The 22178-nt window shown below is 67.6% G+C and carries 26 protein-coding genes; 13 read left to right on the top strand and 13 right to left on the bottom strand.

The features are described from left to right. Positions 1 to 23: 23 nt before the first annotated feature. The 5 genes from ppk2 (at position 24) to ACAG24_RS01130 (ending at position 3946) form a co-directional block, all read left to right on the top strand. Positions 24 to 902 carry a polyphosphate kinase 2 gene (gene ppk2, locus ACAG24_RS01150; protein WP_370470865.1) on the top strand — a complete coding sequence of 293 codons (879 nt, stop codon included), beginning with the start codon at positions 24 to 26 and terminating at the stop codon, positions 900 to 902. 51 nt (positions 903 to 953) lie between these two features. Then, positions 954 to 1511 (top strand): type 1 glutamine amidotransferase domain-containing protein, encoded by a 558-nt coding sequence (locus ACAG24_RS01145; protein ID WP_370470864.1) that lies wholly within the window; start codon positions 954 to 956, stop codon positions 1509 to 1511. Between the two features lie 118 nt (positions 1512 to 1629). Beyond that, entirely contained in the window at positions 1630 to 2088 is a 459-nt protein-coding gene (locus ACAG24_RS01140; RefSeq protein WP_370470863.1) for a hypothetical protein, read from the top strand. 128 nt (positions 2089 to 2216) lie between these two features. Next, on the top strand, positions 2217 to 2696 hold the full coding sequence (locus tag ACAG24_RS01135; protein WP_370470862.1) for a MarR family winged helix-turn-helix transcriptional regulator: 480 nt from the start codon (positions 2217 to 2219) through the stop codon (positions 2694 to 2696). Next, entirely contained in the window at positions 2693 to 3946 is a 1254-nt protein-coding gene (locus tag ACAG24_RS01130; protein ID WP_370470861.1) for an MFS transporter, read from the top strand. The genes ACAG24_RS01135 and ACAG24_RS01130 overlap by 4 nt, the downstream gene beginning before the upstream one ends. On the opposite strand, the gene ACAG24_RS01125 is transcribed toward ACAG24_RS01130, so the two are convergent. The 4 genes from ACAG24_RS01125 to ACAG24_RS01110 form a co-directional block, all read right to left on the bottom strand. Continuing rightward, positions 3943 to 5028, bottom strand: a complete 1086-nt coding sequence (locus tag ACAG24_RS01125) for a glycoside hydrolase 5 family protein (protein WP_370471745.1) — start codon at positions 5026 to 5028, stop codon at positions 3943 to 3945. The two genes, ACAG24_RS01130 and ACAG24_RS01125, sit on opposite strands and share 4 nt — an antisense overlap. A 253-nt stretch (positions 5029 to 5281) precedes the next feature. Next, positions 5282 to 6703, bottom strand: a complete 1422-nt coding sequence (locus ACAG24_RS01120; protein WP_370470860.1) for a phospholipase D-like domain-containing protein — start codon at positions 6701 to 6703, stop codon at positions 5282 to 5284. Beyond that, the gene (locus ACAG24_RS01115) at positions 6700 to 8001 is read right to left on the bottom strand and encodes an aspartate aminotransferase family protein (protein WP_370470859.1); all 1302 of its coding nucleotides are present in this window, start codon (positions 7999 to 8001) and stop codon (positions 6700 to 6702) included. The genes ACAG24_RS01120 and ACAG24_RS01115 overlap by 4 nt, the downstream gene beginning before the upstream one ends. A 22-nt stretch (positions 8002 to 8023) precedes the next feature. Beyond that, positions 8024 to 8155: a hypothetical protein gene (locus tag ACAG24_RS01110; RefSeq protein ID WP_370470858.1), complete on the bottom strand. Its 132-nt coding sequence runs from the start codon at positions 8153 to 8155 to the stop codon at positions 8024 to 8026. An 83-nt stretch (positions 8156 to 8238) separates the two neighbouring features. Between ACAG24_RS01110 and ACAG24_RS01105 the strand changes: the two genes are divergently transcribed. The 5 genes from ACAG24_RS01105 (at position 8239) to ACAG24_RS01085 (ending at position 13032) form a co-directional block, all read left to right on the top strand. Further along, positions 8239 to 9222, top strand: coding sequence for a glycerophosphodiester phosphodiesterase (locus tag ACAG24_RS01105; RefSeq protein WP_370470857.1), 984 nt, complete (start codon positions 8239 to 8241; stop codon positions 9220 to 9222). A gap of 129 nt (positions 9223 to 9351) precedes the next feature. Further along, the gene (locus ACAG24_RS01100; RefSeq protein ID WP_370470856.1) at positions 9352 to 10941 is read left to right on the top strand and encodes a PP2C family protein-serine/threonine phosphatase; all 1590 of its coding nucleotides are present in this window, start codon (positions 9352 to 9354) and stop codon (positions 10939 to 10941) included. Continuing rightward, positions 10938 to 12005: a cobalamin B12-binding domain-containing protein gene (locus ACAG24_RS01095; protein ID WP_370470855.1), complete on the top strand. Its 1068-nt coding sequence runs from the start codon at positions 10938 to 10940 to the stop codon at positions 12003 to 12005. Before ACAG24_RS01100 ends, ACAG24_RS01095 begins: the two co-directional genes overlap by 4 nt. Continuing rightward, on the top strand, positions 12002 to 12352 hold the full coding sequence (locus ACAG24_RS01090) for an STAS domain-containing protein (protein ID WP_370470854.1): 351 nt from the start codon (positions 12002 to 12004) through the stop codon (positions 12350 to 12352). Before ACAG24_RS01095 ends, ACAG24_RS01090 begins: the two co-directional genes overlap by 4 nt. Continuing rightward, a complete protein-coding gene (locus ACAG24_RS01085) occupies positions 12352 to 13032 on the top strand; it encodes an alpha/beta hydrolase (RefSeq protein WP_370470853.1) in 681 nt (226 codons plus the stop codon). The genes ACAG24_RS01090 and ACAG24_RS01085 overlap by 1 nt, the downstream gene beginning before the upstream one ends. Here the strand turns inward: ACAG24_RS01085 and ACAG24_RS01080 are convergent. Beyond that, positions 13013 to 13381 (bottom strand): nuclear transport factor 2 family protein, encoded by a 369-nt coding sequence (locus tag ACAG24_RS01080; protein ID WP_370470852.1) that lies wholly within the window; start codon positions 13379 to 13381, stop codon positions 13013 to 13015. The genes ACAG24_RS01085 and ACAG24_RS01080 overlap by 20 nt on opposite strands. Before the next feature lie 62 nt (positions 13382 to 13443). Between ACAG24_RS01080 and ACAG24_RS01075 the strand changes: the two genes are divergently transcribed. Continuing rightward, positions 13444 to 14190, top strand: coding sequence for an SDR family NAD(P)-dependent oxidoreductase (locus ACAG24_RS01075; protein WP_370470851.1), 747 nt, complete (start codon positions 13444 to 13446; stop codon positions 14188 to 14190). A 1-nt stretch (position 14191) separates the two neighbouring features. Here ACAG24_RS01075 and ACAG24_RS01070 read toward each other — a convergent pair whose 3' ends face one another. Genes ACAG24_RS01070 through ACAG24_RS01045 form a run of 6 tightly spaced genes read right to left on the bottom strand, consistent with a single transcriptional unit; the run spans position 14192 to position 18743 of the window. After that, complete coding sequence (locus ACAG24_RS01070; protein ID WP_370470850.1) at positions 14192 to 14698, bottom strand: MarR family winged helix-turn-helix transcriptional regulator; 507 nt, start codon at positions 14696 to 14698, stop codon at positions 14192 to 14194. Further along, complete coding sequence (locus tag ACAG24_RS01065) at positions 14695 to 15138, bottom strand: acyl-CoA thioesterase (RefSeq protein WP_370470849.1); 444 nt, start codon at positions 15136 to 15138, stop codon at positions 14695 to 14697. Before ACAG24_RS01065 ends, ACAG24_RS01070 begins: the two co-directional genes overlap by 4 nt. Before the next feature lie 6 nt (positions 15139 to 15144). After that, complete coding sequence (locus ACAG24_RS01060; protein ID WP_370470848.1) at positions 15145 to 16440, bottom strand: hydroxyacid-oxoacid transhydrogenase; 1296 nt, start codon at positions 16438 to 16440, stop codon at positions 15145 to 15147. Next, positions 16440 to 17072 carry a TetR/AcrR family transcriptional regulator gene (locus ACAG24_RS01055; RefSeq protein ID WP_370470847.1) on the bottom strand — a complete coding sequence of 211 codons (633 nt, stop codon included), beginning with the start codon at positions 17070 to 17072 and terminating at the stop codon, positions 16440 to 16442. Before ACAG24_RS01055 ends, ACAG24_RS01060 begins: the two co-directional genes overlap by 1 nt. Further along, on the bottom strand, positions 17065 to 17904 hold the full coding sequence (locus tag ACAG24_RS01050; RefSeq protein WP_370470846.1) for an EamA family transporter: 840 nt from the start codon (positions 17902 to 17904) through the stop codon (positions 17065 to 17067). The genes ACAG24_RS01055 and ACAG24_RS01050 overlap by 8 nt, the downstream gene beginning before the upstream one ends. Beyond that, a complete protein-coding gene (locus ACAG24_RS01045; protein ID WP_370470845.1) occupies positions 17904 to 18743 on the bottom strand; it encodes an SDR family oxidoreductase in 840 nt (279 codons plus the stop codon). The genes ACAG24_RS01050 and ACAG24_RS01045 overlap by 1 nt, the downstream gene beginning before the upstream one ends. Positions 18744 to 18815: 72 nt before the next feature. On the opposite strand from ACAG24_RS01045, the gene ACAG24_RS01040 reads away from it, so the two are divergent. Both ACAG24_RS01040 and ACAG24_RS01035 read left to right on the top strand, forming a co-directional pair. Further along, positions 18816 to 20006, top strand: a complete 1191-nt coding sequence (locus ACAG24_RS01040; protein ID WP_370470844.1) for a metallophosphoesterase — start codon at positions 18816 to 18818, stop codon at positions 20004 to 20006. Between the two features lie 13 nt (positions 20007 to 20019). Next, positions 20020 to 20853, top strand: coding sequence for an acyl-CoA thioesterase (locus ACAG24_RS01035; protein ID WP_370470843.1), 834 nt, complete (start codon positions 20020 to 20022; stop codon positions 20851 to 20853). Positions 20854 to 20856: 3 nt separating this feature from the next. Here ACAG24_RS01035 and ACAG24_RS01030 read toward each other — a convergent pair whose 3' ends face one another. Both ACAG24_RS01030 and ACAG24_RS01025 read right to left on the bottom strand, forming a co-directional pair. Then, entirely contained in the window at positions 20857 to 21291 is a 435-nt protein-coding gene (locus ACAG24_RS01030; RefSeq protein WP_370470842.1) for an SRPBCC family protein, read from the bottom strand. Positions 21292 to 21300: 9 nt separating this feature from the next. Beyond that, the gene (locus ACAG24_RS01025; protein WP_370470841.1) at positions 21301 to 22146 is read right to left on the bottom strand and encodes a 1-acyl-sn-glycerol-3-phosphate acyltransferase; all 846 of its coding nucleotides are present in this window, start codon (positions 22144 to 22146) and stop codon (positions 21301 to 21303) included. Positions 22147 to 22178: the final 32 nt, after the last annotated feature.

Raw genomic sequence — 22178 nt, 5'->3', positions numbered from 1 at the left:
AGAGGACGCGGGAAATCTCAGGCATGCGCGAGATCAGTTTGGCGGAGCTGGCCACCGACGAACACGGCTTCACGATCGACGACAGGGACGAGGACGAGCCGGTGCTGCTCGACAGAGACGGCACCCCCGTGGAGACCTGGCGGGAGGGCTACCCCTACGGCACCAAGATGCGCCGCGCAGAGTACGAGCGGGAGAAACGTCGGCTCCAGATCGAGCTGCTGAAGTTGCAGAAATGGAGCAAGCGCACCGGCGCCCGGCATCTGATCCTGTTCGAAGGCCGCGACGCCGCAGGCAAGGGCGGCACGATCGCCCGCTTCATGGAACACCTCAACCCGCGCGAAGCCCGCGTCGTCGCGCTCGACAAACCCACCGACCGCGAGAAGTCACAGTGGTACTTCCAACGCTACGTGCGGCACCTCCCCGCATCCGGCGAGATCGTGCTGTTCGACCGGTCCTGGTACAACCGGGCGGGCGTCGAGCGGGTGATGAACTTCTGCACTCGCGCGGAGTACGCCGAATTCATGAGACACACACCGCTTTTCGAGCAGATGCTGGTGGAGAACGGCATTCACCTCACCAAGCTGTGGTGCTCGGTGTCACCCGCGGAACAACGCACACGCTTTGCGATCCGGCTGGTGGACCCGGTCCGCGAGTGGAAGTTCTCGCCGATGGACCTGGAGTCGGCCGACCGGTGGTGCGCCTACACCCAGGCGAAGGAGGACATGTTCGCAGCCACCGATACCGACATCGCCCCGTGGATCGTGGTGAAGAGCAACGACAAGAAGCAGGCAAGGATCAACGCGATGCGCTACGTGCTGGGCAAATTCGACTATGACGACAAAGACCACGATGCGGTCGGCAAGGCCGACCCGCTGATCGTCGGCAGGGCACTGGCCGACTGATTCGACGTGGTTTCAGCGGGTAATGCTGCTTCGACACGAGAGGAGCAGCACATGCCCAACGAACTCAACGGACGACGGATCGCCTTTCTCGCCGCCGACGGCGTCGAGAAAGTCGAACTCGAACAGCCGCGCTCAGCGGTGCAGGAGGCCGGCGGACAGGTCGACCTGCTGTCTGTGAAGGACGGCGAGATCGACGCGCGCAACCACGATCTGGAGCCGGCCGGGACGTTTCCGGTGGACCGGCTCGTCGGCGATGCGCGCGTCGAAGAGTACGACGCACTCGTGCTGCCCGGCGGCACCGTGAACGGAGACAAACTCCGCCTCGACGAGGGCGCGGTGGCTTTCGTGCGCCAGTTCGTGCAATCCGGCAAGCCGGTGGCCGCGATCTGTCACGGCCCGTGGGCACTGGTCGAGGCGGACGTCGTCAGGGACCGGACACTCACCTCGTACCCGAGCCTGCGCACCGATCTGCGGAACGCCGGCGCGACGGTGGTGGACCAGCAGGTCTGCATCGACGGCAACCTGATCACCAGCCGCTCGCCGAAGGATCTGGACGCGTTCTGCCAGGCCATCACCGACCAGTTCGCCAACACCCCGGCACATACCTGAGACCTCCGGTGAGACCCGGATGATGCTGTGGGTTGCGCTGCCCCTGCTGGCGAGGCGCGGCACCCAGGCCGACGTGATGTAACCGCGGACGTTTTGCGTCCTGAGGGCCGGGCACCCGATGAGCATGCAATACCGCAACGCACGCGCAATCGCCCTGGGCGGCGTGCTGGCCGCGGCGGCCCTGGCCGTCGCGCTGGTGATGCCGGCCGCCCGCCTGCTCTCCGCCGACGACGGCTTGGTGCAGGGCATCGCGCTCTTCGCACTTCCCCTCTTCGCCGTTCTGGCCGTCACCGGCATCCCGTTCTACGGCGTCGCTCGCGCCCTGTCGATCGCACTGACCCTCACTGTGGCGGTTTCCGTCATCGCGTGGCTGCTGGCGCTGTTCGCCGTCGCCGGCGCGCTGAGCGGATCGGCCACCGCGATGGCCCTGACGGTCGCCGTGTTCGCGCTGCCTGCGCTCGTGCTCATCGGGGCGGGTCTGTTCGCGATGCGACTGTTCAAGGGCGCAACGCCGGTAGAGGATCGGGAGCCGTCGCCGTCGCTGACGCCACCGCGCTCACGTCTCCCCCACCGCTGAACCGTCACCGAAGAGATTGGACTACCCATGGCCCACGTCGAGGTGGGACTGCGTGGGACGTTGCAGGGCAACGGGTCCTCGCGCGCCGACGACGACCGCGACTGACAGATTCTCGGCAACAAACATGTATGTGCTATGCATATTTGGTGCCGCAGTCCCGTTACGACCAGCTCGATGAGCTGCTGACCCGTATTCACGTCGCGCGGCAGCGGCCCCAGTGGCGGCACCGCGTACTCGGCACCGACGGTCCCGTGTCCAACGTGTCGACGTTCCGCGTGCTGCGCGCCGTGGAGCAGTGCCAGCAGACCGGCGGAGCTTCGATCGGCGACGTCGCCGAGTTCATGGCCGTCGAGCACTCGACGGCGAGCCGCATCGTCGCCGCAGTCGTCGCGGCCGGTCTACTGACGAAGTCCTTTGCGCACGACGACCAGCGACGGTGTGCCCTGGTGCTGACCGACGTAGGACGCAAAGAACTCGCCGCGGTCACCGATCGGCGCCGCGACCTGGTGGCCGACACAGTGGCGGACTGGCCGGAGTCTGACGTCGACACCCTGGTCGCGCTCCTGGATCGGCTGACCGAACGGTTCGAACGCACGGTGGCCCGATGACCGCCGAAGTCGCCGCCCCCCAACTCGCGGCGCGCAACGCGCTCGGGTTGATGTTCGACCGTGTCTTCGGTGCGTTGTTCTGGGGCAAGATGTTCGCCGTCGTGGCGGTGTGGACGCACGGGATCGTCGCCGCCATCGTGATGTACGACGCGACCCGCTCCGCGCTCATGGTGGGGCTGGTCGGTGTGGTGCAGTTCGCGCCGCAGCTCATCCTGAGCCCGGCGAGTGGCAAATGGGCCGACGCGGGCAATCCCGCCAGACAGATCCTTCTCGGCCGGGTGTTCTGCGTGATCGGTTCGGGTTCGATCGCGGTGTGGATGTTCGCCCGGCCCGGACTGCTCGACACCGGTGGCATGTCGTTGGCCATTCCCATCCTGCTCGGCACCGCCCTCGTCGGCTTCGGCTTCGTCATCGGCGGGCCCGCGATGCAGTCGATCGTGCCGAACCTGATCCGCGACGGCGAGCTCGCCACCGCGATGGCGCTCAACAGCATCCCGATGACGGTCGGCCGGATCATCGGACCCGCCACGGGTGCGTACCTGGCCGCGCACATCGGTCCGGCGACAGCGTTCGCGGTCAGCGCCGTGCTGCACCTGGTGTTCGCGCTCTTCCTCGTCGCAGTCCGGTTTCCCGCGCCGCCGGATCGGCTCCCCGGCACCGACTACCGTGTGCGCGTCGCCGTCCGGTACGTCCTGCAGGACCGGCCGCTGCTCCTCGCGCTGCTCGCGGTGACGACGGTCGGCATCGTCTCCGACCCGTCCATCACGCTCGCTCCGTCGATGGCCGACGCACTCGGCGGCGGCCCCAGCATGGTCGGCACACTGTCCGCGGTGTTCGGTGTGGGCGCGGCCGTCGGCATGGGGGCGCTCGCGCTGCTGCGGGGACGGATCGCCTCGGCGTTCGTCTCATCGATCGGCATGGCGGCACTGACATCAGGCAGCGTCGTGCTGGCCGTCGGAATGCAATCGTGGGTGGCGTTCACCGGTTTCGCGTTGGCGGGCCTGGGTTTCGGCATCGCGATGACAGGCCTGTCCACAGTCGTGCAGGAACGTGCCCCTGCGGAACTGCGGGGCCGCATCATGGCGCTGTGGCTCGTCGGCTTCCTCGGCTCCCGGCCGATCGCCGCTGCCGTGCTCGGTGGCACCGCCGACCTCGTCAACGTCTATGCCGCCTTCGGCGTCGCCGCCGCACTGAGCTTGATCGTCACCGCGTTGTGCCGGCCCTCGAAACTCGTAGGCGCGCGCGTCTAGTTCGGCCGGTCCTTACCTGTGAGGGCTTTGATCGTGTTGATCTCCCCCGGTCGGTAGGGGCTGCCGTCGGTGTTCAGCAGGTCGTGGAACCACAGCTGCGGTGCAGTCACCGGCTTCTTCCAGGAGTCCCACGGCAGATAGGTCTGCGACTTCCCCGCGACGAAACCCCACGTATACGCGCCGATGTTGTGGCGCTTCATGATCGGCAGGATCGCCTCCACCGTGCTCCCCAGAGTCCTGGCCATGTACTCGGTGCACAGCATCGGCCGGCCGAACTGGAACAGCTCCCCCAGCCGGTCGTTGAATCCCTTGGGATCGGCATAGTTGTGGAAACTGATCACGTCGGAGAGATCCAGCTGCATGCGGTTGATGTCGTTGCGGCGCGCCGGATCTCCCCACACCCCGTCCCATACACCGCTGGTCAGCGGCTGGACCGGATCGACCGACCTGGCCCATTGGAACACCTGAGGTAGCAGTTCACCCACACGCTCGATCTTGTCCTTGCGCTCGACGTTCTTGTAGACCTCGGCGGGGTTGTCCGGTTCGTTCCACAGATCCCATCCCAGCACCCGCTTGTCGTGACGGAATTGGCTGAGCACCCCGGTGACGTAGTCCCTCATGACGCGGCGGTAGCCGGGATCACCGAGATGATCGGCGCCCGGGCTCTGCACCCAACCCGAGTTGTGGACGCCGGGGATCGGGTCGCGCTGCTTGCCGAGCCGCGGATGCGGATCCCAGCACGAGTCGAACAGGACGAACAGCGGCTTGATGCCGTGGTGTGCCGCGAGATCGACGAACTTGGCCAGCCGGCGCTGAAACCCCGGCCGGTCCTGAACCCAGAGCAGGTCATGCAGGAACACGCGAACGGTGTTGAGCCCGATGAACTTTGCCATCCGCAGTTCGGTGTCGATGCGGCGCAGATCGAAGGTCCCCGGCTGGAACATCTCCAGCTGATTGATGGCGTTCGCGGGCAGGAAGTTGGCGCCGACGAGCCAACCCTGTGCCCGGTGCCAGCGGTGCGCGCGGTCCGGCGACCACCGCCCCAGCTCGGCCGACGCCCGGGGCACGCTGGTCAGCGCCATGCCTGCCGCGACCACCACCGGCAACTTGAGCGCAGAGCGGCGACCGACATGAGAGTTGGGCGGCAAGATGCAATCCTTCGGGGTCTGGAGATTCCAGGCTCGCTGAGCGACGTTGCGCGGTCGCCAGTGTATCGACGCTTGCACGCCCCCTGTTACAGTCGCTGCACAGCACCAAATTTGCCCATTCGTCAACGCCCAGAAACGATTTCGCCGGTCGGCCGCTGTCAAGCCACAGGGCGAAACCGTGGTGTTCTTATTCGGTGAGTCTGCCGAGAAGTCGCTGCACGGTGTTGCTGAACGAACGGGGGACGTGATCGGGGTCCATCAGGTCGTTCTCGGCGAGCGGCCCGGCCTCGTCCACGAGCGCCTCGACGGTGAACGCCACGAGGCTTCGACCCTCACCGCGCAGGGCCTCCACCGCGGCGAGGAACGAGCCGTGCCGATCCACGGCTTCGCCGAAGTCCTCGACGGTAACACCGAGATGCTCGCCCACGAGACCGTTACGGGTAGCCGTGATCACCTCGGGGTGACCTTCGATCGCCACGTCACACTCGCTGTCGAAGCCCATCGAGCGGTTGTTGAGGTTCGATGACCCGATGCGTAGCAGGCAGTCGTCGATGACCATGACCTTCGAGTGGACATACACCGGTGTGCCCCCGTCCGTCACCGGCCAGTAGACGCCGAAGCGCTTGTGATCGTCGGCGCTCCACAACAATTGGAGAAGATCGTGTCGGGCGCTGTCCATCGACTCGCGCTCCAGCCGGCTCTCCGACCGGCGAGGCAGCACGATGACGATCTCCGGCCCGTCGGGTTCCTGAAGCCGTTCGGCCAGCGCGGTGGCCAGCCGTCGCGATGCGAGGTACTGGTTCTCCAGATAGATGGTGCGCCTGGCCGCGGCGATTCCGGCCAGGTTCAGCGCCTCGACCTCGCGCACCTCGTTGCCCGCTTTCAGCGCCGGTGCCGTCCGGGCGATTCCCACGTCGATCTGCCGCAGGTGGGGCTCCAGCCCGTGGGGCCAGATACGGTCGCCGTCCTCGATCGGCGCGACCGACTGCGTCGTCGCGGTGTGCCAGCGGGTGCGTGCCTGCTCCCCGAGCGTCCGTGCGGCGGCGCCGTCGACGACGACAGCCACTTCGTGACGCGGCCCGTAGCTGCGGCCCAGGGTCCGGCGAATGTTGTTGCGATCCAAATGCTCCGGTGTGTCCCAGCGGTCGATCGTCAGATCGATGCCACCGCAGAAGCCCAACACGTCGTCGATGACGATGATCTTTTGATGATGCACGGCGCCTGTCGGGTGGGCTCCGTCGACGGCGAACCACAATCTGTCGCTGCTGAGCAAGTTCAGCAGGGCGACGGGAGTGACGCCGTTCCAGATGGTCTGGAACGCGGGTACCAGATTGAGGTTCGACTTCAGCACATAGATCTCGAGGTCTGGCCGCATCCGCAAGAGAAACCACAGAAATGCCCGCAACTGATTGGGCCCCGCGAGGGTCTTGCCACCCCGTTCGAAGGTCACCCTCATGTCGAAATCCCAGCCAATCAGCATGACTCGGCGCTTGGCGCGCAACATCGCCTGCTTGACGTGGCGAAAATAATCCGCGCCGTCGACGATGACAGCGAACTTGTCGGCCTGCTCGACCCGCCAACAGGTATCGCCGGCGACCAGGAGGCTCATCGGCCGAGAACTGACTTCAGGGTCTCGTCGAGGATGTCGAGGCCGGTATGCAGTTCGGTCTCGGTGATCGTCAGCGGCGGCGCGATGCGGAAGATGCCGCCCATCCCAGGGAGCTGGACGATGTTCATGTGCAGTCCGCGGTCGAGGCAGGTCGCGGTCACCTCCGCCCCGAGGGCATCGGCGGGCATCTTGGTGGTCTTGTCGGACACAAGCTCAAGTCCCTGAAGCAGGCCTCGGCCGCGCACGTCGCCCACCTGCTCGTAGCGCTCCTTCATGTCGGTGAGGCGCTCGCGCAACTGCCCGCCCAGCGCCGCGGCCCTGGCGACGAGGCCGTCCCTTGCGACGACCGCGAGCACCGTGCACGCCACAGACGCCCCGAGCGGATCGGACACGTGGGTGGTGAAGAACAGGAAACCTCTGTCGTGACAGGTGGTTTCGATCTCCTCGCTGGTCACCACGGCCGCCACCGGCAGGCCCGCGCCCAGCGTCTTGGACAGCGTCAGCAGGTCGGGCGCGACGCCGTCCCTCTCGAATGCGTACATCAGACCGGTGCGTCCGATGCCGGTCTGCGCCTCGTCGACGATCAGCAGCATGCCGCGCTCGACACACAGTTCCTTGAGCCGTCGTAGATACCCGGCGGGAAGATCGATGATCCCACCCGAGGACAGGATCGGTTCCACCAGGCAGGCGGCCAGACTTCCGGAGGACTGCGCGTCGACCATCCCGAACCCGTACGCGAGTTCGGACTCCCAATCGTGGCTGCCGTCGGCGTGGCGGAACGCTGATCTGTAGGCGTTCGGCGTCGGCAGCATCAGGCTGCCCGGCATCGCCGGGCCGTAGCCGCGACGCCCCGCGCTGAAGGTCACCGACGAGGCACCGGTAGTCATCCCGTGCCAGGACCTGTCGAACGAGACGATCTCGTACTTTCCGGTGTACAGCTTGGCCATTTTGATCGCGGCCTCGTTGGACTCGGCCCCGGTGGTCAGCAACAGCGTCCGACTCAGGGACGGCGGAAGCGTCTCCGCAAGGGTCCTGGCCAGTTCCACGACCGGACGGCTGAGCATTCCGCTGTACAGGTGGTCCAGCGATGCGACCGCCTCGGACACCGTCGTCACGACGTCGGGATGCCCGTGGCCGAGGACGGCGCTCATCTGCCCGGACGTGAAGTCCAGGATGGCCCTACCGCCGCTGTCGTAGACGTAGCTTCCGTTGGCGCGCTCGATGATTCGCGGGACGAACGCGGCACCGTAACGTACCAGGTGACGGTCGGCGACCTGCCAGAACTCCTCGGTGTCCACGGCGACACCCTACGTGCCGGCCTCAGTCGTTGTCGGCGTCCGGAATGCCTTCGGGAGGTGGCGTGGCGTAGGCCGGGTTGGCGGCGGGCGCATCCTCCAATCCGGAGGCGGTGTCGTTCTCGTCGGGATTGGGCTCGCGGTTGTCGTGGTTCATGGACCTCACTTACCCGCTCGGGCGCAACTCACTCGCTGCCACCGACACGGCGAATTCACCTTGCATTGTTAGCGTCGCGCCCCATGGGTATCGCACGCACCGCGACGACGCTGGCCGGCTCCATCGCCTGCCTCGTCGGCTTGTCCGTCCCCGCCGTCGCCACCGCGCAGCCGGGCGAGTTCGATCTGCAGGCGCACCGCGGAGGCCGCGGCGAGACGACCGAGGAATCTCTCCGGGCATTCGCCAAGGCGATCGAACTCGGCGTCTCCACACTGGAATTGGACATCGTCATCTCCGAAGACGGGCAGCCCATGGTGTGGCACGACCCGGTGATCCAGCCCGACAAGTGCTCCGACACCGCACCCGCGTTCCCCGCCGATCCCCAATTCCCGTATGTCGGCAAGCAGGTCAACCAGCTCACGGTCGAACAGTTGCGCATGCTCGATTGCGGCAAGCTGCTCGCGGCCTACCCCGATGCGGAGGTCGTGAAGGACAACAGGATCGCGACACTGCCGGAAGTCTTCGCTCTCGCCGACTCCTACGGTGCGCCGGTGCGCTTCAACATCGAGACCAAAGTGGAAGCCGACGACCCCGGAAAGTCTGCGCCTCCACAGCAATTCGTGGACGTCATCCTCGCCGCGGTGCGCACTGCCGGCAAGACCGGCATGGTGGACATCCAGAGCTTCGACTGGCGCACGCTACCCATGGTGCGCGCCGCCGAACCGTCGATCCCGCTCGTGGCTCTCTGGGACGACACCACGTTCACACCGGGATCACCGTGGCTCGACGGGATAGACCCGGGCGTCGTCAAGGACCCGGTCGAGGCCGCGACAATGGTCGGCGCGGACGTCCTGTCGCCCGCGTATGCACTGTCGGATACGGCGCTGGTCGAACGAGCCCACGCCAGGGGTCTGAGGGTGATCCCGTGGACCGTGAACGACGAAGCGGAGATGCGGGCACAGATCGCGGCGGGAGTCGACGGACTCATCACCGACTACCCGACGCGGCTTCGGGCGGTGATGGCGGAGCTGAATATGACGCTGCCGTTAGCCCGTCAGCTGAGTTGAGCCTGTACAGCGCATAGTTTGACGTGGCCGAAAGTGTTACGGGCATTTCGTGCAGGTCGACATGGGAGTGCTGACTGCATATGGTCGATAAACGGCCGGGCTTGGTCCGGTCTATAAGAGGAGGCAACGATGGGGAAGAACATACCCCTCGACGTCGACTCGCGAACAGACGCTGACTGGGACTCGGTTCCGCACCCGGTGCTGGTGGTCGATCGCGACGGACTCGTCCGTGCGTTGAGCGCCTCGGCCCGGTCCATCCTGCCGGACATCGGCCCGGGAAGCGCGCTTGACGACGTCGTCCCGCCATGGCTGTCGAACCAGGACAAGCGGGCAGCGCACCAGACACCGCTGCCCAACGGTGAAGTGGCCTGGTGGCTGATGGACGACCCGGATCATTCGGCCCGGGAAGCCCGAAAGGCACTGAGCCTGGAGCGCGAGCGTGCAGCGTTTCTCGACGAGGCGTCCGCGGTGCTGATGGCATCGCTGAACATCGACCGGTGCATGGAAGCGACGGTCCAGATGGCGGCACGGCACATCGCCGACGCCGCGGTGCTGGTGGCGCCCTATGCAAGCCTCGGCCTGATCCCGGTCGTGAGCTGCTGCCCCGACGGGGTCGCGCAACAGCGCATGGTCGAGGCCGACCCCGCCGACGTGCCCGGTCTCGGCGAGGCACTGCGCGGCTTCCCGCCGGTTCCGTCCCGCTGGATCGACCCGGCGTCGGTTCCTGAATGGCTTGTTCCGCAAGACTTTTCAGAAGAAGTTGGTTCGATCGTCGTCACCCCGCTACCCGGCCACGGTGTCCCGGCCGGCGCGCTCGTGCTGCTGCGACGCACCTCCGAGACCGCGTTCAGCGACGGCGAGGAGATCTTCGCCCGGCTGTTCGCCGCCCGTGCCGGTGCGGCGCTGTCCGCAGCGCGGCTCTACGCCGAACAGTCCGCGATCACCCGCACGCTGATGCGGGATCTGCTTCCTCCGCAGCTACATCGGCTCGACGGCATCGAGCTGGCCGGCGGATACCGGGCCTCCGAAGACCACGAAGCCATCGGCGGCGATTTCTACGACGTCCACCCCACCCAGACAGCCGACGGAGAGACGCTCGTCGTCCTCGGCGACGTCTGCGGGAAGGGTCTGGAAGCGGCGGTGCTGACCGGCAAGATCCGTAACACCCTGCAGGCGTTGGCACCGTTGGCCGGCAACCACGGCGAGGTGCTCAAGCTGCTCAACAGCGCTCTGATCTCGGCGGAGTCCACGCGGTTCGCCACGCTTGTCCTGGCCTCGGTGTCCCGCCGGGACGGCCACGTGGCGGTGCGGCTGACCAGCGCGGGCCATATGGCTCCGCTGATCGTGCGCAACGACGGGCGGGTCGAAGAGGTCGACACCGAGGGCACCCTCATCGGGGTGATGCCCGACACCAGGGCCCGCACGACCGAGACCACGCTCTACCCCGGTGAAACGTGCCTGCTCTACACCGACGGCGTCACCGAGGCCCGCGGTGGCCCGCTGGGCACCGAGATGTTCGGCGAGGAGCGGCTCTGCCGAGCGCTGGCCGAGTGCACGGGAATGCCTGCCGAGGCCGTCGTCGAACGGGTCATGATGCTCACCAGTCAGTGGGTCAACCACCGGACTCACGACGACATCGCCGTCATGGCCATCACCGCCCCGCGCCGCACGCACCTCAGTGCCGTCGACGGACACACCGCCGGGAGGTTCACCGCGTGACCGACTACACGACCGCGCGGGAGCAGCTCTGGACCGCCGTGATCGACGGAGACGAGTACGCGGCGGCCAACACCGTCCTCTCGGCGCTGGAATCAGGCATCGACCCCGAGTGTGTGCTGCTCGACGTGATCGCGCCCGTCCAACACCGCGTCGGAACGGAGTGGGCCGCGAACAAGATCACGGTCGCGCAGGAACATGCCGCCACCGCGATCAACGACAGAGTCATCGCCACGCTGGCCCACCACCCTGACTGCCGGCGGTCGCCTGACGCGGGGCGCGTGACCGTCGCCTGCGTGGACGGTGAATGGCATGCGCTGCCCGCACGCCTGCTGGCCGAGGTACTGCGGCTGCGCGGGTGGCAGGTCGATTTCCTCGGCGCTCAGGTCCCCACCCCGCATCTCATCGCCCACCTGCATCAGCACGGCCCCGATGCGGTGGCCCTGTCCTGCTCCATCCCGACCGGGCTGCCCACCGCCCACGCCGCGATCACGGCGTGCCAGGCAGCGGGTGTCGCGGTCCTCGTGGGCGGTGCCGCCTTCGGCCACGACGGCCGCTTCGCCAGGAAGCTCGGCGCGGATGCGTGGGCCGCGAATGCGCGTGCGGCAGCCGATCTGCTGAGCGAGGGCGTCCGGCCGGTGCAATCCACGGCCACACATCAACCAATCGACGATCTGCCGCACCTGGCCGATCAGGAGTACACGATGGTGCGGGGCAATTCCGCGCAGTTGGTGCGAACCACCGTGAGCGAACTCGACGAGCGCTACCCGGCGATGCGCGGCTACAGCGACGAGCAGCGCCAGCGCACCGTCGAGGACATCGCGCACATCGTGGACTTCCTCGCCACTGCCCTCTATACCGACGACGACGAGTTGTTCACGCAGTTCGTCAGCTGGACGGGCGAGATCCTCGCCGCGCGCGGTGTACCGGCCGAATCACTGATCCCGGCGCTGGACTCCCTTGCCGGGCAACTCCTGGAGTTCCCGAGGACACAACGTCTCCTCGCCGCAGCGCACGCTGCGATCACCAGTCCGACAACACCTACAACCCAACCCCTCACCGCATGAAATTCACAGTCGTCGTTCACAAGACAAGCCAGTCGGCCCGCGTCCACGTCGCAGGCGATCTCGACTACGGAACAGCCGGCCTGCTGGTCGAGACCGTCTCGAAGCTGCCATCCGACCAGCCCGGCCTCCAGAACCTGCATCTGGACTTCTCCGATCTCGAGTTCTGCGACTCCGCAGGCCTGTCCGCGCTGGTCCGAATCCACCGTCTCGCCTGTGCGGGCGGGATAGGGCTGCATCTCGACCACCGCCCGGCGTACCTGGATCGCGTCCTGAACATCACCGGGCTCCTCGACTTCCTGACCACCCCGGTGGCGGCACAGCAGCCGGACGAATCCGGCATCGGCTGATGGAATACGCGCCGGGCCGCTCGATCGATCTCTACGGCGCACAGTCTGATCCCACCGTGCTGCTGTGGCACGGCACGCAGACCGATGCCCGCAGCACTGTCCGAGTGCTGGCGACACTGCTCGCCGACCGGGGCCTCGGTGTTGCTGTGCCCGACTGGGATTCACATAGTGACGACCGTGGTCGGTCGGATCTGCTGAGGTCCGTGGAGTTCGCGCGGTCCTGGTCGGACGCACCGGACGGAATGGTCCTCGTGGGTTGGTCACTGGGCGGCGTCGCCGCCGCCGGCCTGGCCGTCCACGCCGCCGACCATGACATCGTGCTGGCCCACACTGTCTGTCTGGCAGGGGCTTTCATGGTCCCCGACCCGATCTCAGGGACCGACGTCACCGGCAGTCTGGGCGACGCGCGTGCCAGGAGCCCGTTCACGTTGCTTCACGGCCGCGCCGACGACGTCGTTCCCGTGGCGGCGAGCCGCTCGTTCTCGGACTCGCTGACGGCGGCGGGCTGGGATGTCCGGTTCCTCGAACTCGACGCCGACCACGGCAACATCGCGGGCGCCCGATACGACGCGTCTGCCGATCGCTACGAACCCGCCGACGATCCGGACACCGAACGCGTGGCCGCTGTGGTCGCGGGACACATCGCCACCGCGGCGGGAGTCACTCCGTCGGCGGGATGAGCACAGTCCACAGGTCGGTGATCACCCCATCGCGGACGACTGCTGCGTCGAAACCCGTCATGACCGCATTTCCCGAAGCCGGATCCACCAGGCTCCAGGCCAGGTAGCCGAATCCGGGAAGCTGGTGCACCGGGCCCGCCGACACGAATTGGCTTTCCCCCAGGTTCGACTGCAGCTCAACACATTTCGCCTCCAGAGCGTCTCGCCCCGAGACCACGCCCTCGGCGTCGGTCCACCTGACGTCCTCGGCGTAGGTCCTCGCGATGGCCGCCTGCCGGGCGGCGCCCTCGCGCTCGTTGAACACGTCGAGCAGGTTGGACAACATCACGGCGTCGATCGGGTCGGACATCGCGGTCTCCTCTGAGTTGGGCGGAATGGAATAGGTGACATGTCACCGAAGTTATGGTCGGTATGGAACTTCTCAACAACAAGACAGCACTCGTCACCGGCGGAACATCGGGCATCGGCCTGGCCACGGCGCAGAGACTAGCCGCCGAGGGCGCGCATGTCTTCGTGACGGGTCGCAACCAGTCGACACTCGACGCTGCGGTCGCATCGATCGGCGAGCAGGCCACTGGCGTCCGGGGTGACGTGTCACGCCCGGAGGACCTCGACGCGGTGGTCGACGCCATTCGGGCGCACGGGCGTGGGCTCGACGTCGTATTCGCCAACGCCGGTGGAGGCGAATTCGCCGCGCTGCCCGACATCACCCCCGAGCATCTCGCCGACACCTTCGGCACCAACGTCTACGGGACCGTCTACACGGTGCAGAAGATGCTGCCGCTGCTGAACCCCGGCGCATCCGTCGTACTGACCGGATCCACCGCCGCCCACAACGGGACCCCGTCGTTCAGCGCCTACGCGGCGTCCAAGGCCGCGATCCGGTCCCTCGGCAGGACGTGGGCCGCAGAGCTCGCCGAGCGGGGCATCCGCGTCAACACCGTGACACCCGGCCCGATCGAGACACGCGGCCTCAAAGAGCTCGCCCCCGCGGGCGGCGAGCAGGAACTCCTCGATCAGCTGACCGCCGACGTCCCGCTCGGGCGTCTCGGCAGGCCGGACGAAATCGCCTCGGCGGTCGTGTATCTGGGCTCCGATCTGAGCAGCTTCGTGACCGGGACCGAGCTGTTCGTCGACGGCGGCGCAGAGCAGCTCTGAGTCAAGCCCCCCGCGGCCGGTCCTCGTCGAGGTCCGGCCGCGGCAGTGTGCCGTGCCGCAGGATCGACTCGTAGACCGCACCGAGTATGTCGGCGAGCTGGTCCTGCTGCTCGCCGTCGATGTCGGAGAAGAACACCGTCCCGACCCACGCCGCATGTTTCGGGGCGGCCGCCTCGAAGACCTCTCTGCCCGCCTCCGTCAGCACCACGTCGGTGGCCCTTCCGTCGGATTCGGACGGCGTGCGCTCGACGAGGCCTCGTCGACTCATGCGCTCCACGTGGTGGGAGAGCCTGCTGCGCTCCCAGCCGATGGTGGTGGCCAGCACGTTGAGATGTGCACGCGAATTGGCGCCCAGCGTCAGAGCGTTCATCACCGTGTAATCGGAAAGCGATATCTGGCAATCGGTTTGGAGCTGACGGTTCATCTCATACTCGAGACGGTGGTAAACCCTCATGTAGTTGAGCCAGGCGCGGCGCTGAGCCGTGTTGAGCCGCCCGGCAGCGCTCACGGGTTGTCCCCGTCGGCGACGAGCGTCGCGAGGGCGGCACGGATCCGGTCCGGGATCGGGACGGCGTTGCGGGCCTCCCGATCGACGAAGACGTGCACGAAATATCCGTGCGCGACGGCCTCCTCGCTGCTACCGAAGATCGCGACCCCGTAGGTCACCGAGCGGTTGGTGAGCTTGTCGACGCGAAGTCCCGCCCGAAGCTCGTCCGGGTAGGCCACCGGCGCCAGATAGGAGCACTTCGATTCCACCACGAGGCCGATCACCGGTGAGGTGTGGATGTCGAGGCCGCCTTCCCGGATCAGGAAGTGGTTCGCGACGGTGTCGAAGTAGCTGTAATAGGTGACGTTGTTGACGTGGCCGTACACGTCGTTGTCCATCCACCTGGTGGTGATCGGCACGAAGTATCGGTAGTCGGCAGCGCGGTGCCCTGGCGTCGTCATCGCCGGTCACCAGTAACGCATGGACTGGCGAAACGTGCTGTCCAGCAACGGCTTGTCCACCTCGATCGGCGCGTTGCCGAGCAGTCGCTGCTGCGGCCACGCACCGTCTGCGAGCGCAGGGCTGTCGGTGTCGGTGTAGCCGACGCCGCCCAGTCCGTTCGGCATGCCCACCGTGCGCATGATGCCGACGAGGTGGTCGGCGAGGACCGTGCCGGCGTCCTCGGGCGCGGCGCCACGGACGTCGGCCCCGAGTTGAGCGGCCGCCGCGAGGTGACGCCCCGGGTCGGTGGGCGCGGTGAGTCGGAACGCCGCGGGCGCATTGAGGATCACCGACATCCCGTGGGGCACCAGGGGTTCGGCGTCGGGATAGCCCTCGGGACGGAACTCGCGCACCAGCCCGGCCACGGCGTACGCCATTGCGTGCGGCAGGTGTACTCCGGCATTGCCGAACGCGATACCGGCCAGTGTCGCGGCCCACATGACCTGTTCGCGGGCCTCCCGGTCGGACGCGTCGGCAACGGCACGATCCAGATAGATCCCGAGAAGGCGCAGCGCTTCGAAGCACCCCAGGTCGCTCCACGGGTTGGCGCCCTGGCTCATCGGCCGCTGGCTGGGCCGGGCAGGCGCGGTGCGACGCGAGTAGGGGCGTGCGGTGTAGGACTCCAGCGCATGCGAGAGCACGTCGAGTCCGCTGCACGCGACCACGCTGGCGGGCAGTGTGTCGGTGCTGTCGGGGTCGACGAGGGCTTCGGTGGGGCGCAGCGCCGGTGAGGCGATGCCGGTTTTGGCGTGCATCGACAGCAGGTCGAAGATCGCGATCCCCGTGACCTCGCTGCCGGTGCCCGACGTCGTGGGGCAGGCGATGTGCGGCTTCAGCGGGCCCGGCACCGGGCTGGCCGAACCCACTGGGGCATTGACGTATTCGAGGAGGTCGGCCGGATGGGTGGCATACAGGTTGGCGGCTTTGGCCGTGTCGATCACGGAGCCACCGCCGACCGAGATGTACCCGTCGGCTCCGGTCTCGGATGCGAAAGTGGCTGCCTGCCGGAAGGATTCGTCGGTCGGTTCGACCCGCACCTCGGTGTAGGGCACGACGTCGATCCCGGCATCACGCAGCGAGCGGGCGACCGTGTCGAAAACGGCCAACGCAGCGACGGCGGGATCGGAGAACAGCGCTACACGCGTGACACCGAGCGCCCTGGCTCGATCGCCGACCTCGGCGAGGCAACCGCGGCCGAACGTGATCCGCGAGGCGTCGACGGTGAAGGCGCCGTCGGCGTCGCTGTCGTGACAACAGCTCATCAGGAGGCCGCCGATCGTGTCCGTTGCAGCCGGGTTGCCGCAGGGCCCAGCCACAGGGTCAGGAACTCGCGCAGCTCGTCGCCCTGGTGCGGCGGGCTGCCGGGGTCGAGGAGCAGGGAGTGGATGGAGCGGAGCCCGAATTCGGCCAGTCGGTCCAACGCGACCTCGTCGTAGCCGTATGCCTCCCAGTCGACTTCGAGCCGATGCAGAAGCGCCTTGCCGAACGCGCGGGCCGTGTCCGATGTGATGGACGGGACGCTCGCCCGTTCGCGGCCCCCCCGTTCGCGCTGGTTGAACAGGAACTCGATGGTGTCGTCGTCGGCGAGGGCCTCGATGGTGAAGGCGACACCTTCGACCATCGCCGCCGCCGGCTCGTCATAGCCGCGAAGGTGAGCGGCGAGCTGGTCGAGGAAGCCGTCGGCTGAACGCATCGCGCACGCAACGAGCAGCGCATCTGTGCTCGGGAAATACCGGTAGACGGTCTGGCGGGTGACCGCGAGCTCGCGGGCGACATCGGCGATCCGCATCGCAGAACCGCGGTCGGCGATGATCTTGTCGGCCGCATTGAGGATGCGGTCGATCGCCTCCTCGTCGGATCCCGGGGTGTTGCCACCCCAGCCGTGGCTACGCACGCGGCCATCTTATCGGCCTGGCCGTGACCACGAGGGCCAGCATCACCAGCGCGATACCGGCGACTTCGCCGATGGTGGGCCGCTGCGCCAGGACGACCGCGCCGACGACGGCCGCGGTGGCGGGCAGCAGTGCGAGCAACAGTGCGAAACGTTCGCGGCCGATGCGGGTGAGCACACGTTGATCCAATGCGTAAGGGATCGCACTGGACAGCAGGCCGACCCCGACACCCAGCAGCCACGTGCGCGGGTCGGCGAAAACCGATGCATCCCCGGCCAGTTGGACACCGAGCAGCAGCGGCGCGGACACCACGGCGGCAGAGGCCATTCCGACTGCGAGCGAATCGATTCCGTCGCCGGCGTCGGCGACCCACTTGCCCAGCAGGATGTATCCCGCCCACAGCGCCGCGGCGAGGAGCGCGAATCCGACTCCCGCCCAGTCGACGTCGGTCTCGACACCGGCGACGAGGTAGACACCTGCGGCGACGAGCACCACACCGAGGAAGTCCTGCGTGCGCCGCGATCCGAGGGTCGCGACGACCACAGGTCCGGCGAATTCGATCGCGACCGCGGTGCCGAGTGGGATGCGCGCGATCGCCTCGTAGAAGGCGACATTCATCGCGAGCGTCACCAGGCCGAACGCGGTCGCCGCGAGCACCATCCGTGTGGTCCAGCGGCGACGCCATGGCCGGCGCCATGCGAGCAGGACTGCCGCGGCCCCCGCCGCGCGCAGCCAGGCGACGGTCGCCGGGTTCGTCGTGTCGAACAGGAAGACGCCGATCGCCGCCCCGAGGTACTGCGAGATGGCCCCGACAACGAAGAACAGCGGGACCATCAGGCTCCGGCGGCGGCCACCCGGCTCCGCTCGGTGATCGACGCGACGACACCGCCGTCGTTGAGGATGTCGGTGCCGGTGAGATAGCCCGCCCTGTCGCTCGCGCAGAACGCGAACAGCTCCGCCATCTCCTCGGCCCTGCCCCACCGCGGCACGGCGGCGTCGACGACCATCGCGCCAGCGCCCGCGCTCTCTTCCAGGCGGCCCATCTCGGTGTCGACGGATCCCGGCGACACCGACACAATGCGCAACCCGCGTGCGTTGAACCGCTCGGCCTGCGCCACCGAGTACCACCGGACGAAGCTCTTGCTCACCGCATAGGAGATGCCCGACCGAGCTTCCTCGGGCACGATCGAACACGCCGCGAGCATCTCGGTCATGAACTGATCGGTGTCCTGAAGAGCCAACGGGAACTTCGCCGTCGGGATGATCTCGGCGGGCAGTATGTGCGCCGCCATCGATGCCACGTTGACGATCGCGGCGCCCCCGCCGGCGCTCGCGTGGAACTCCTCACCGACATTGAGGGTGCCGATCGCGTTCGTGCGCATCACGTACTCGGCGTCACCCATGCTGGGGCTGACGCCGGCAGCGTGGATCACCGAAGTGAGATCGCCGGCAGCGGCAGCGGTCTGAAAGAGCGCGCGCACCGCCTGCCGGTCGGTGACGTCGCAGTTGACCGCGGTGACGGCGACTCCGAGACCCTTCAGCGCAGCCTCAGCCGCATCGAGGCGGTCCTGCCTGACGTCGCACAGCACCACGGCGTGGTCGCGGCCGACGATCTTCGCCGTCGCCAGACCCATGCCGCCCGCGCCACCGGTGATTAACGAAACAGCACTCATGTGTAAACCTCCCTGCACCATTCAACACCGCGGACAGCTCGGGACGGAATCGCCCGCCGGTACTTTCGGTAGATGACCGAGAATCCGGCCGAGGTAGTGGAAGAGGCTGCAGGACCCGCGCCCCGCCGACGACGTCGCTGGCGCCGCGTCGCCGTCGTGCTGACCATCATGCTGCTGCTGTTCGGGGTGCCGTGGGCGACGCTGGTGGTGGGCGGTGCGGCATGGCCGACCGCGGTCGTCGTCGCAGGCACGATCCTCTTCGTCGCCGCCTTCGCCGGACTGCCGATGCTGATGCTGTCGGGCCACGGCCGGAGGCGTGACGGAACGGCCGCCCTCGGCGACGCGCTGCTCGGCGCCGCATGGGTGCTGTTCGTCTGGTCGGTGCTGGGCCAGGTGCTCGAGCTCGTCCTGCTGGTGGCCGGAGTGGCCGACCCGACGCGCTCGCGGATCGTCGCCGCCGCCGTCCTGGCCGTCACCGTGGTCCTCCTCGTCTGGGGCTACGCCGAAGCCATGCGGGTGCCTCGGGTGAAGGCCCTGGACGTGACCCTTCCCCGCCTCGGCCACGGGCTCGACGGCCTGCGGGTCGCGGTCATCACCGATACGCACTACGGGCCGATCGACCGGTCCCGGTGGTCGGCGGGCGTCGTCGAACGGGTCAACGAACTCGACGCCGACGTGGTCTGCCACGTCGGCGACATCGCCGACGGCACGGCCGACATCCGCGACAACCAGGCCGCGCCCCTGGCGTCGGTCCGGGCCACCTCGACCCGCGTGTACGTCACGGGCAATCACGAGTACTTCAGCGAAGCCCAGGGCTGGCTCGACTACATGGCGCGGGCAGGCTGGGATGTCCTGCACAACCGGCATCTCACGATCGAGCGCGGCGGTGACCAGCTCGTGATCGCAGGTGTGGACGACGCCACCGCCGCCGGTTCCGGGGTCCGAGGACACGGCCAGGACCTCGCGACCGCGCTGTCGGGCGCCGACCCGGAGTCGCCGGTACTTCTGTTGGCGCATCAGCCCAAGCAGGTCACGCACGCAGCCCGCGCCGGCGTCGACCTGCAGTTGTCCGGGCACACGCACGGCGGTCAGATCTGGCCGTTCAACTTCCTGGTGCGTCTTGAGCAGCCGGTCGTGCACGGGCTCAGCAGGCACGGCGACCGGACCCAGCTCTACACCAGCCGCGGCACCGGTTTCTGGGGCCCGCCGTTCCGGGTGTTCGCACCGAGCGAGATCACGCTGCTGACCCTGCGCAGCGCTTAGGCAAGATGTTCGCGTGTCCTCCTCGCTGGGCGATGTCCTCGCCTCCATGCAGCTCGAGCGCGTCAATACGGCTGAGTTCGTCGGCAAGCAGCTGCCCGCCCCCGCCAATCACATTCTCGGCGGCCACATTTCGGCGCAGGCCCTGCTGGCGGCGAGCCTGACGGCGCCGGGCCGCACGCCGCACAGTGTGCACACGTACTTCCTGCGACCCGGCGATTCCCGCGAGACGGTGACGTTCGAGGTGGTGCCTCTTCAGGAAGGCCGGACGTTCTCGGCGCGCCGCGTGACCGCTCGGCAGGGGGAGGAGATCCTGCTGGAGGCGATGTCGTCGTTCACGTCCGCCCCGCGTGAGACGAGGGCGGAGCCCGTCCTCTACCAGCCGCCGGTTCCCGAGGTCGCGCCACCGGAGTCGCTGCCGAAGGTGGCGCCTCATTTCGCCGAGGCCGACGACAACACCCCCGGCCTGTGGGCCAGCCTGCGCTGGTTCGAGAGGCGCATCGTCGGTGTCGAGACCGCGCCGCCTGCGATGTCACGCATCTGGTGGCGGCCCGACGGCGACGTACCGGACGACCCCGTGCTGACGGCGTCGCTAGTCGCTTACCTGTCGGCGGTCACCTTGACCGAACCGGCGTACGCCGCACGCGGTGGCATCTCCGTGTCCGCCCAGCGCGATCACTCCGTGTGGTTCCACGCCGCCGCGGACCTGACGGACTGGCTCCTCTATGAACAGTCCTCGCCGAGCAGCACCGACACCCTCGCGTTGGCGAGCGGCACGATGTTCAACCGCAGCGGTGAACTGGTGTGCACGGTGCGCCAGGAGATGTACTTTCCCCCATCGCGGAAGTGAATGTCAGCCCTCGACGAGGGCCTTGAGCTGCTTGACGGTCTTATCCATGATGCGGCCCACCTGGTTCGCGGCGACCCGGTCGGCGATCAACCCGAGCAGTCCGCCGGGCGCCTCATAGGCGAGCCGGAACGTCACCTTGGTGCGGCCGTCCCCGAGGTCGCGCATGCGAAAACGCCCGCGCAGCGTCACCCCGGTGATCCCGATCCAGGCCAGGTCGCGGGGTTCATCGAACTCCACAACCTCGATCACGCCGCCGATCGGCACCGATCCGACCTTCCAGTGCACGGTGTACCGCGACCCCACCCCGACCGGGCCCTCGGTGACAACCTCCCACCGCTCCAGGCTCGCCATGAACTCCGGATAGCAGCCCGGATCGCTGATGTGCTTCCACACCAGGTGGGGTTCTCCGTCGACGATCACGCTGCGCGAAAGCCTCATGAGCCTCTCCTAGCCGAGCACCGGGAAGCGCCGTTCGGCGGCCAGCCGGTCGACGGCGGACTGCAGGGCGCTCTCGACTCTGTCGTGGATGCCGTCGTCGTCGCCGGCGGCGATGTCGTCGGCGTCGATCGGCTCCTGAACCTCGATCACGATCTTCGTCGGCAGCGGCAGGCGGGGCACCATGTCGCTGACGGCCAACCCCCACGGGGGCGCAAGCAGGATCGGGACGCTCTTGAGCCGCGCGACCTTGTCGACCCTCAGCAGCTTGGCCAACCACTGCCCGCGGTCGAGGAACAGCGCCGCCTCCTGGCCACCGACGCTGGCGATGGGCACGATCGGAACACCGGCTTCGCGGGCCAGCTTCACGTAACCCTTGCGACCGCCGAAGTCGACCTCGTGGCGCTTCCAGGACGGACGGAACACCTCGTAGTCGCCGCCCGGGTAGACGAGCAGCGCGGCGCCGGATTTCAGCGCGAGGGTGGCATTGTCATGGTTGGCGGCGACGGTGCCGAACTTGCGCAGCGAGCCCAGGCCCGGCATCGACACCACGAGGTTGTGCGCCAACTGGTAGAACGGCCGCTCCACACCGAAGTACGAGCAGAACGCCAGCGTGAACACGAACGTGTCCGGCGGCAGGTTGCCCCCGCTGTGGTTGCCGACGAGAAGCACCGGGCGATCCGCCGGGATGCGGTCGAGGCCGCGCACGTCGGCCCGGAAGTACAGCGAAGCCAGCAGCCAAAGCCCGGGCAGCTGCTCACGGATGTAGTCGGCATCGCGCTGATCGAGGTCAGCCTTCGGTACGCGCGCACCGACCTCATGCTTGACCCACTCGAGGACATCACCGAACCCCGCCATGCGAAGTGATATTGACAACGGCGCCGTTCGGC

The organism is Mycobacterium bulgaricum (assembly GCF_041287165.2).
Classification (GTDB): Bacteria; Actinomycetota; Actinomycetes; order Mycobacteriales; family Mycobacteriaceae; genus Mycobacterium; species Mycobacterium bulgaricum.
The sequence above is the reverse complement of the archived record's forward strand: the minus strand, read 5'-3'. Positions and strand labels throughout refer to the sequence as shown.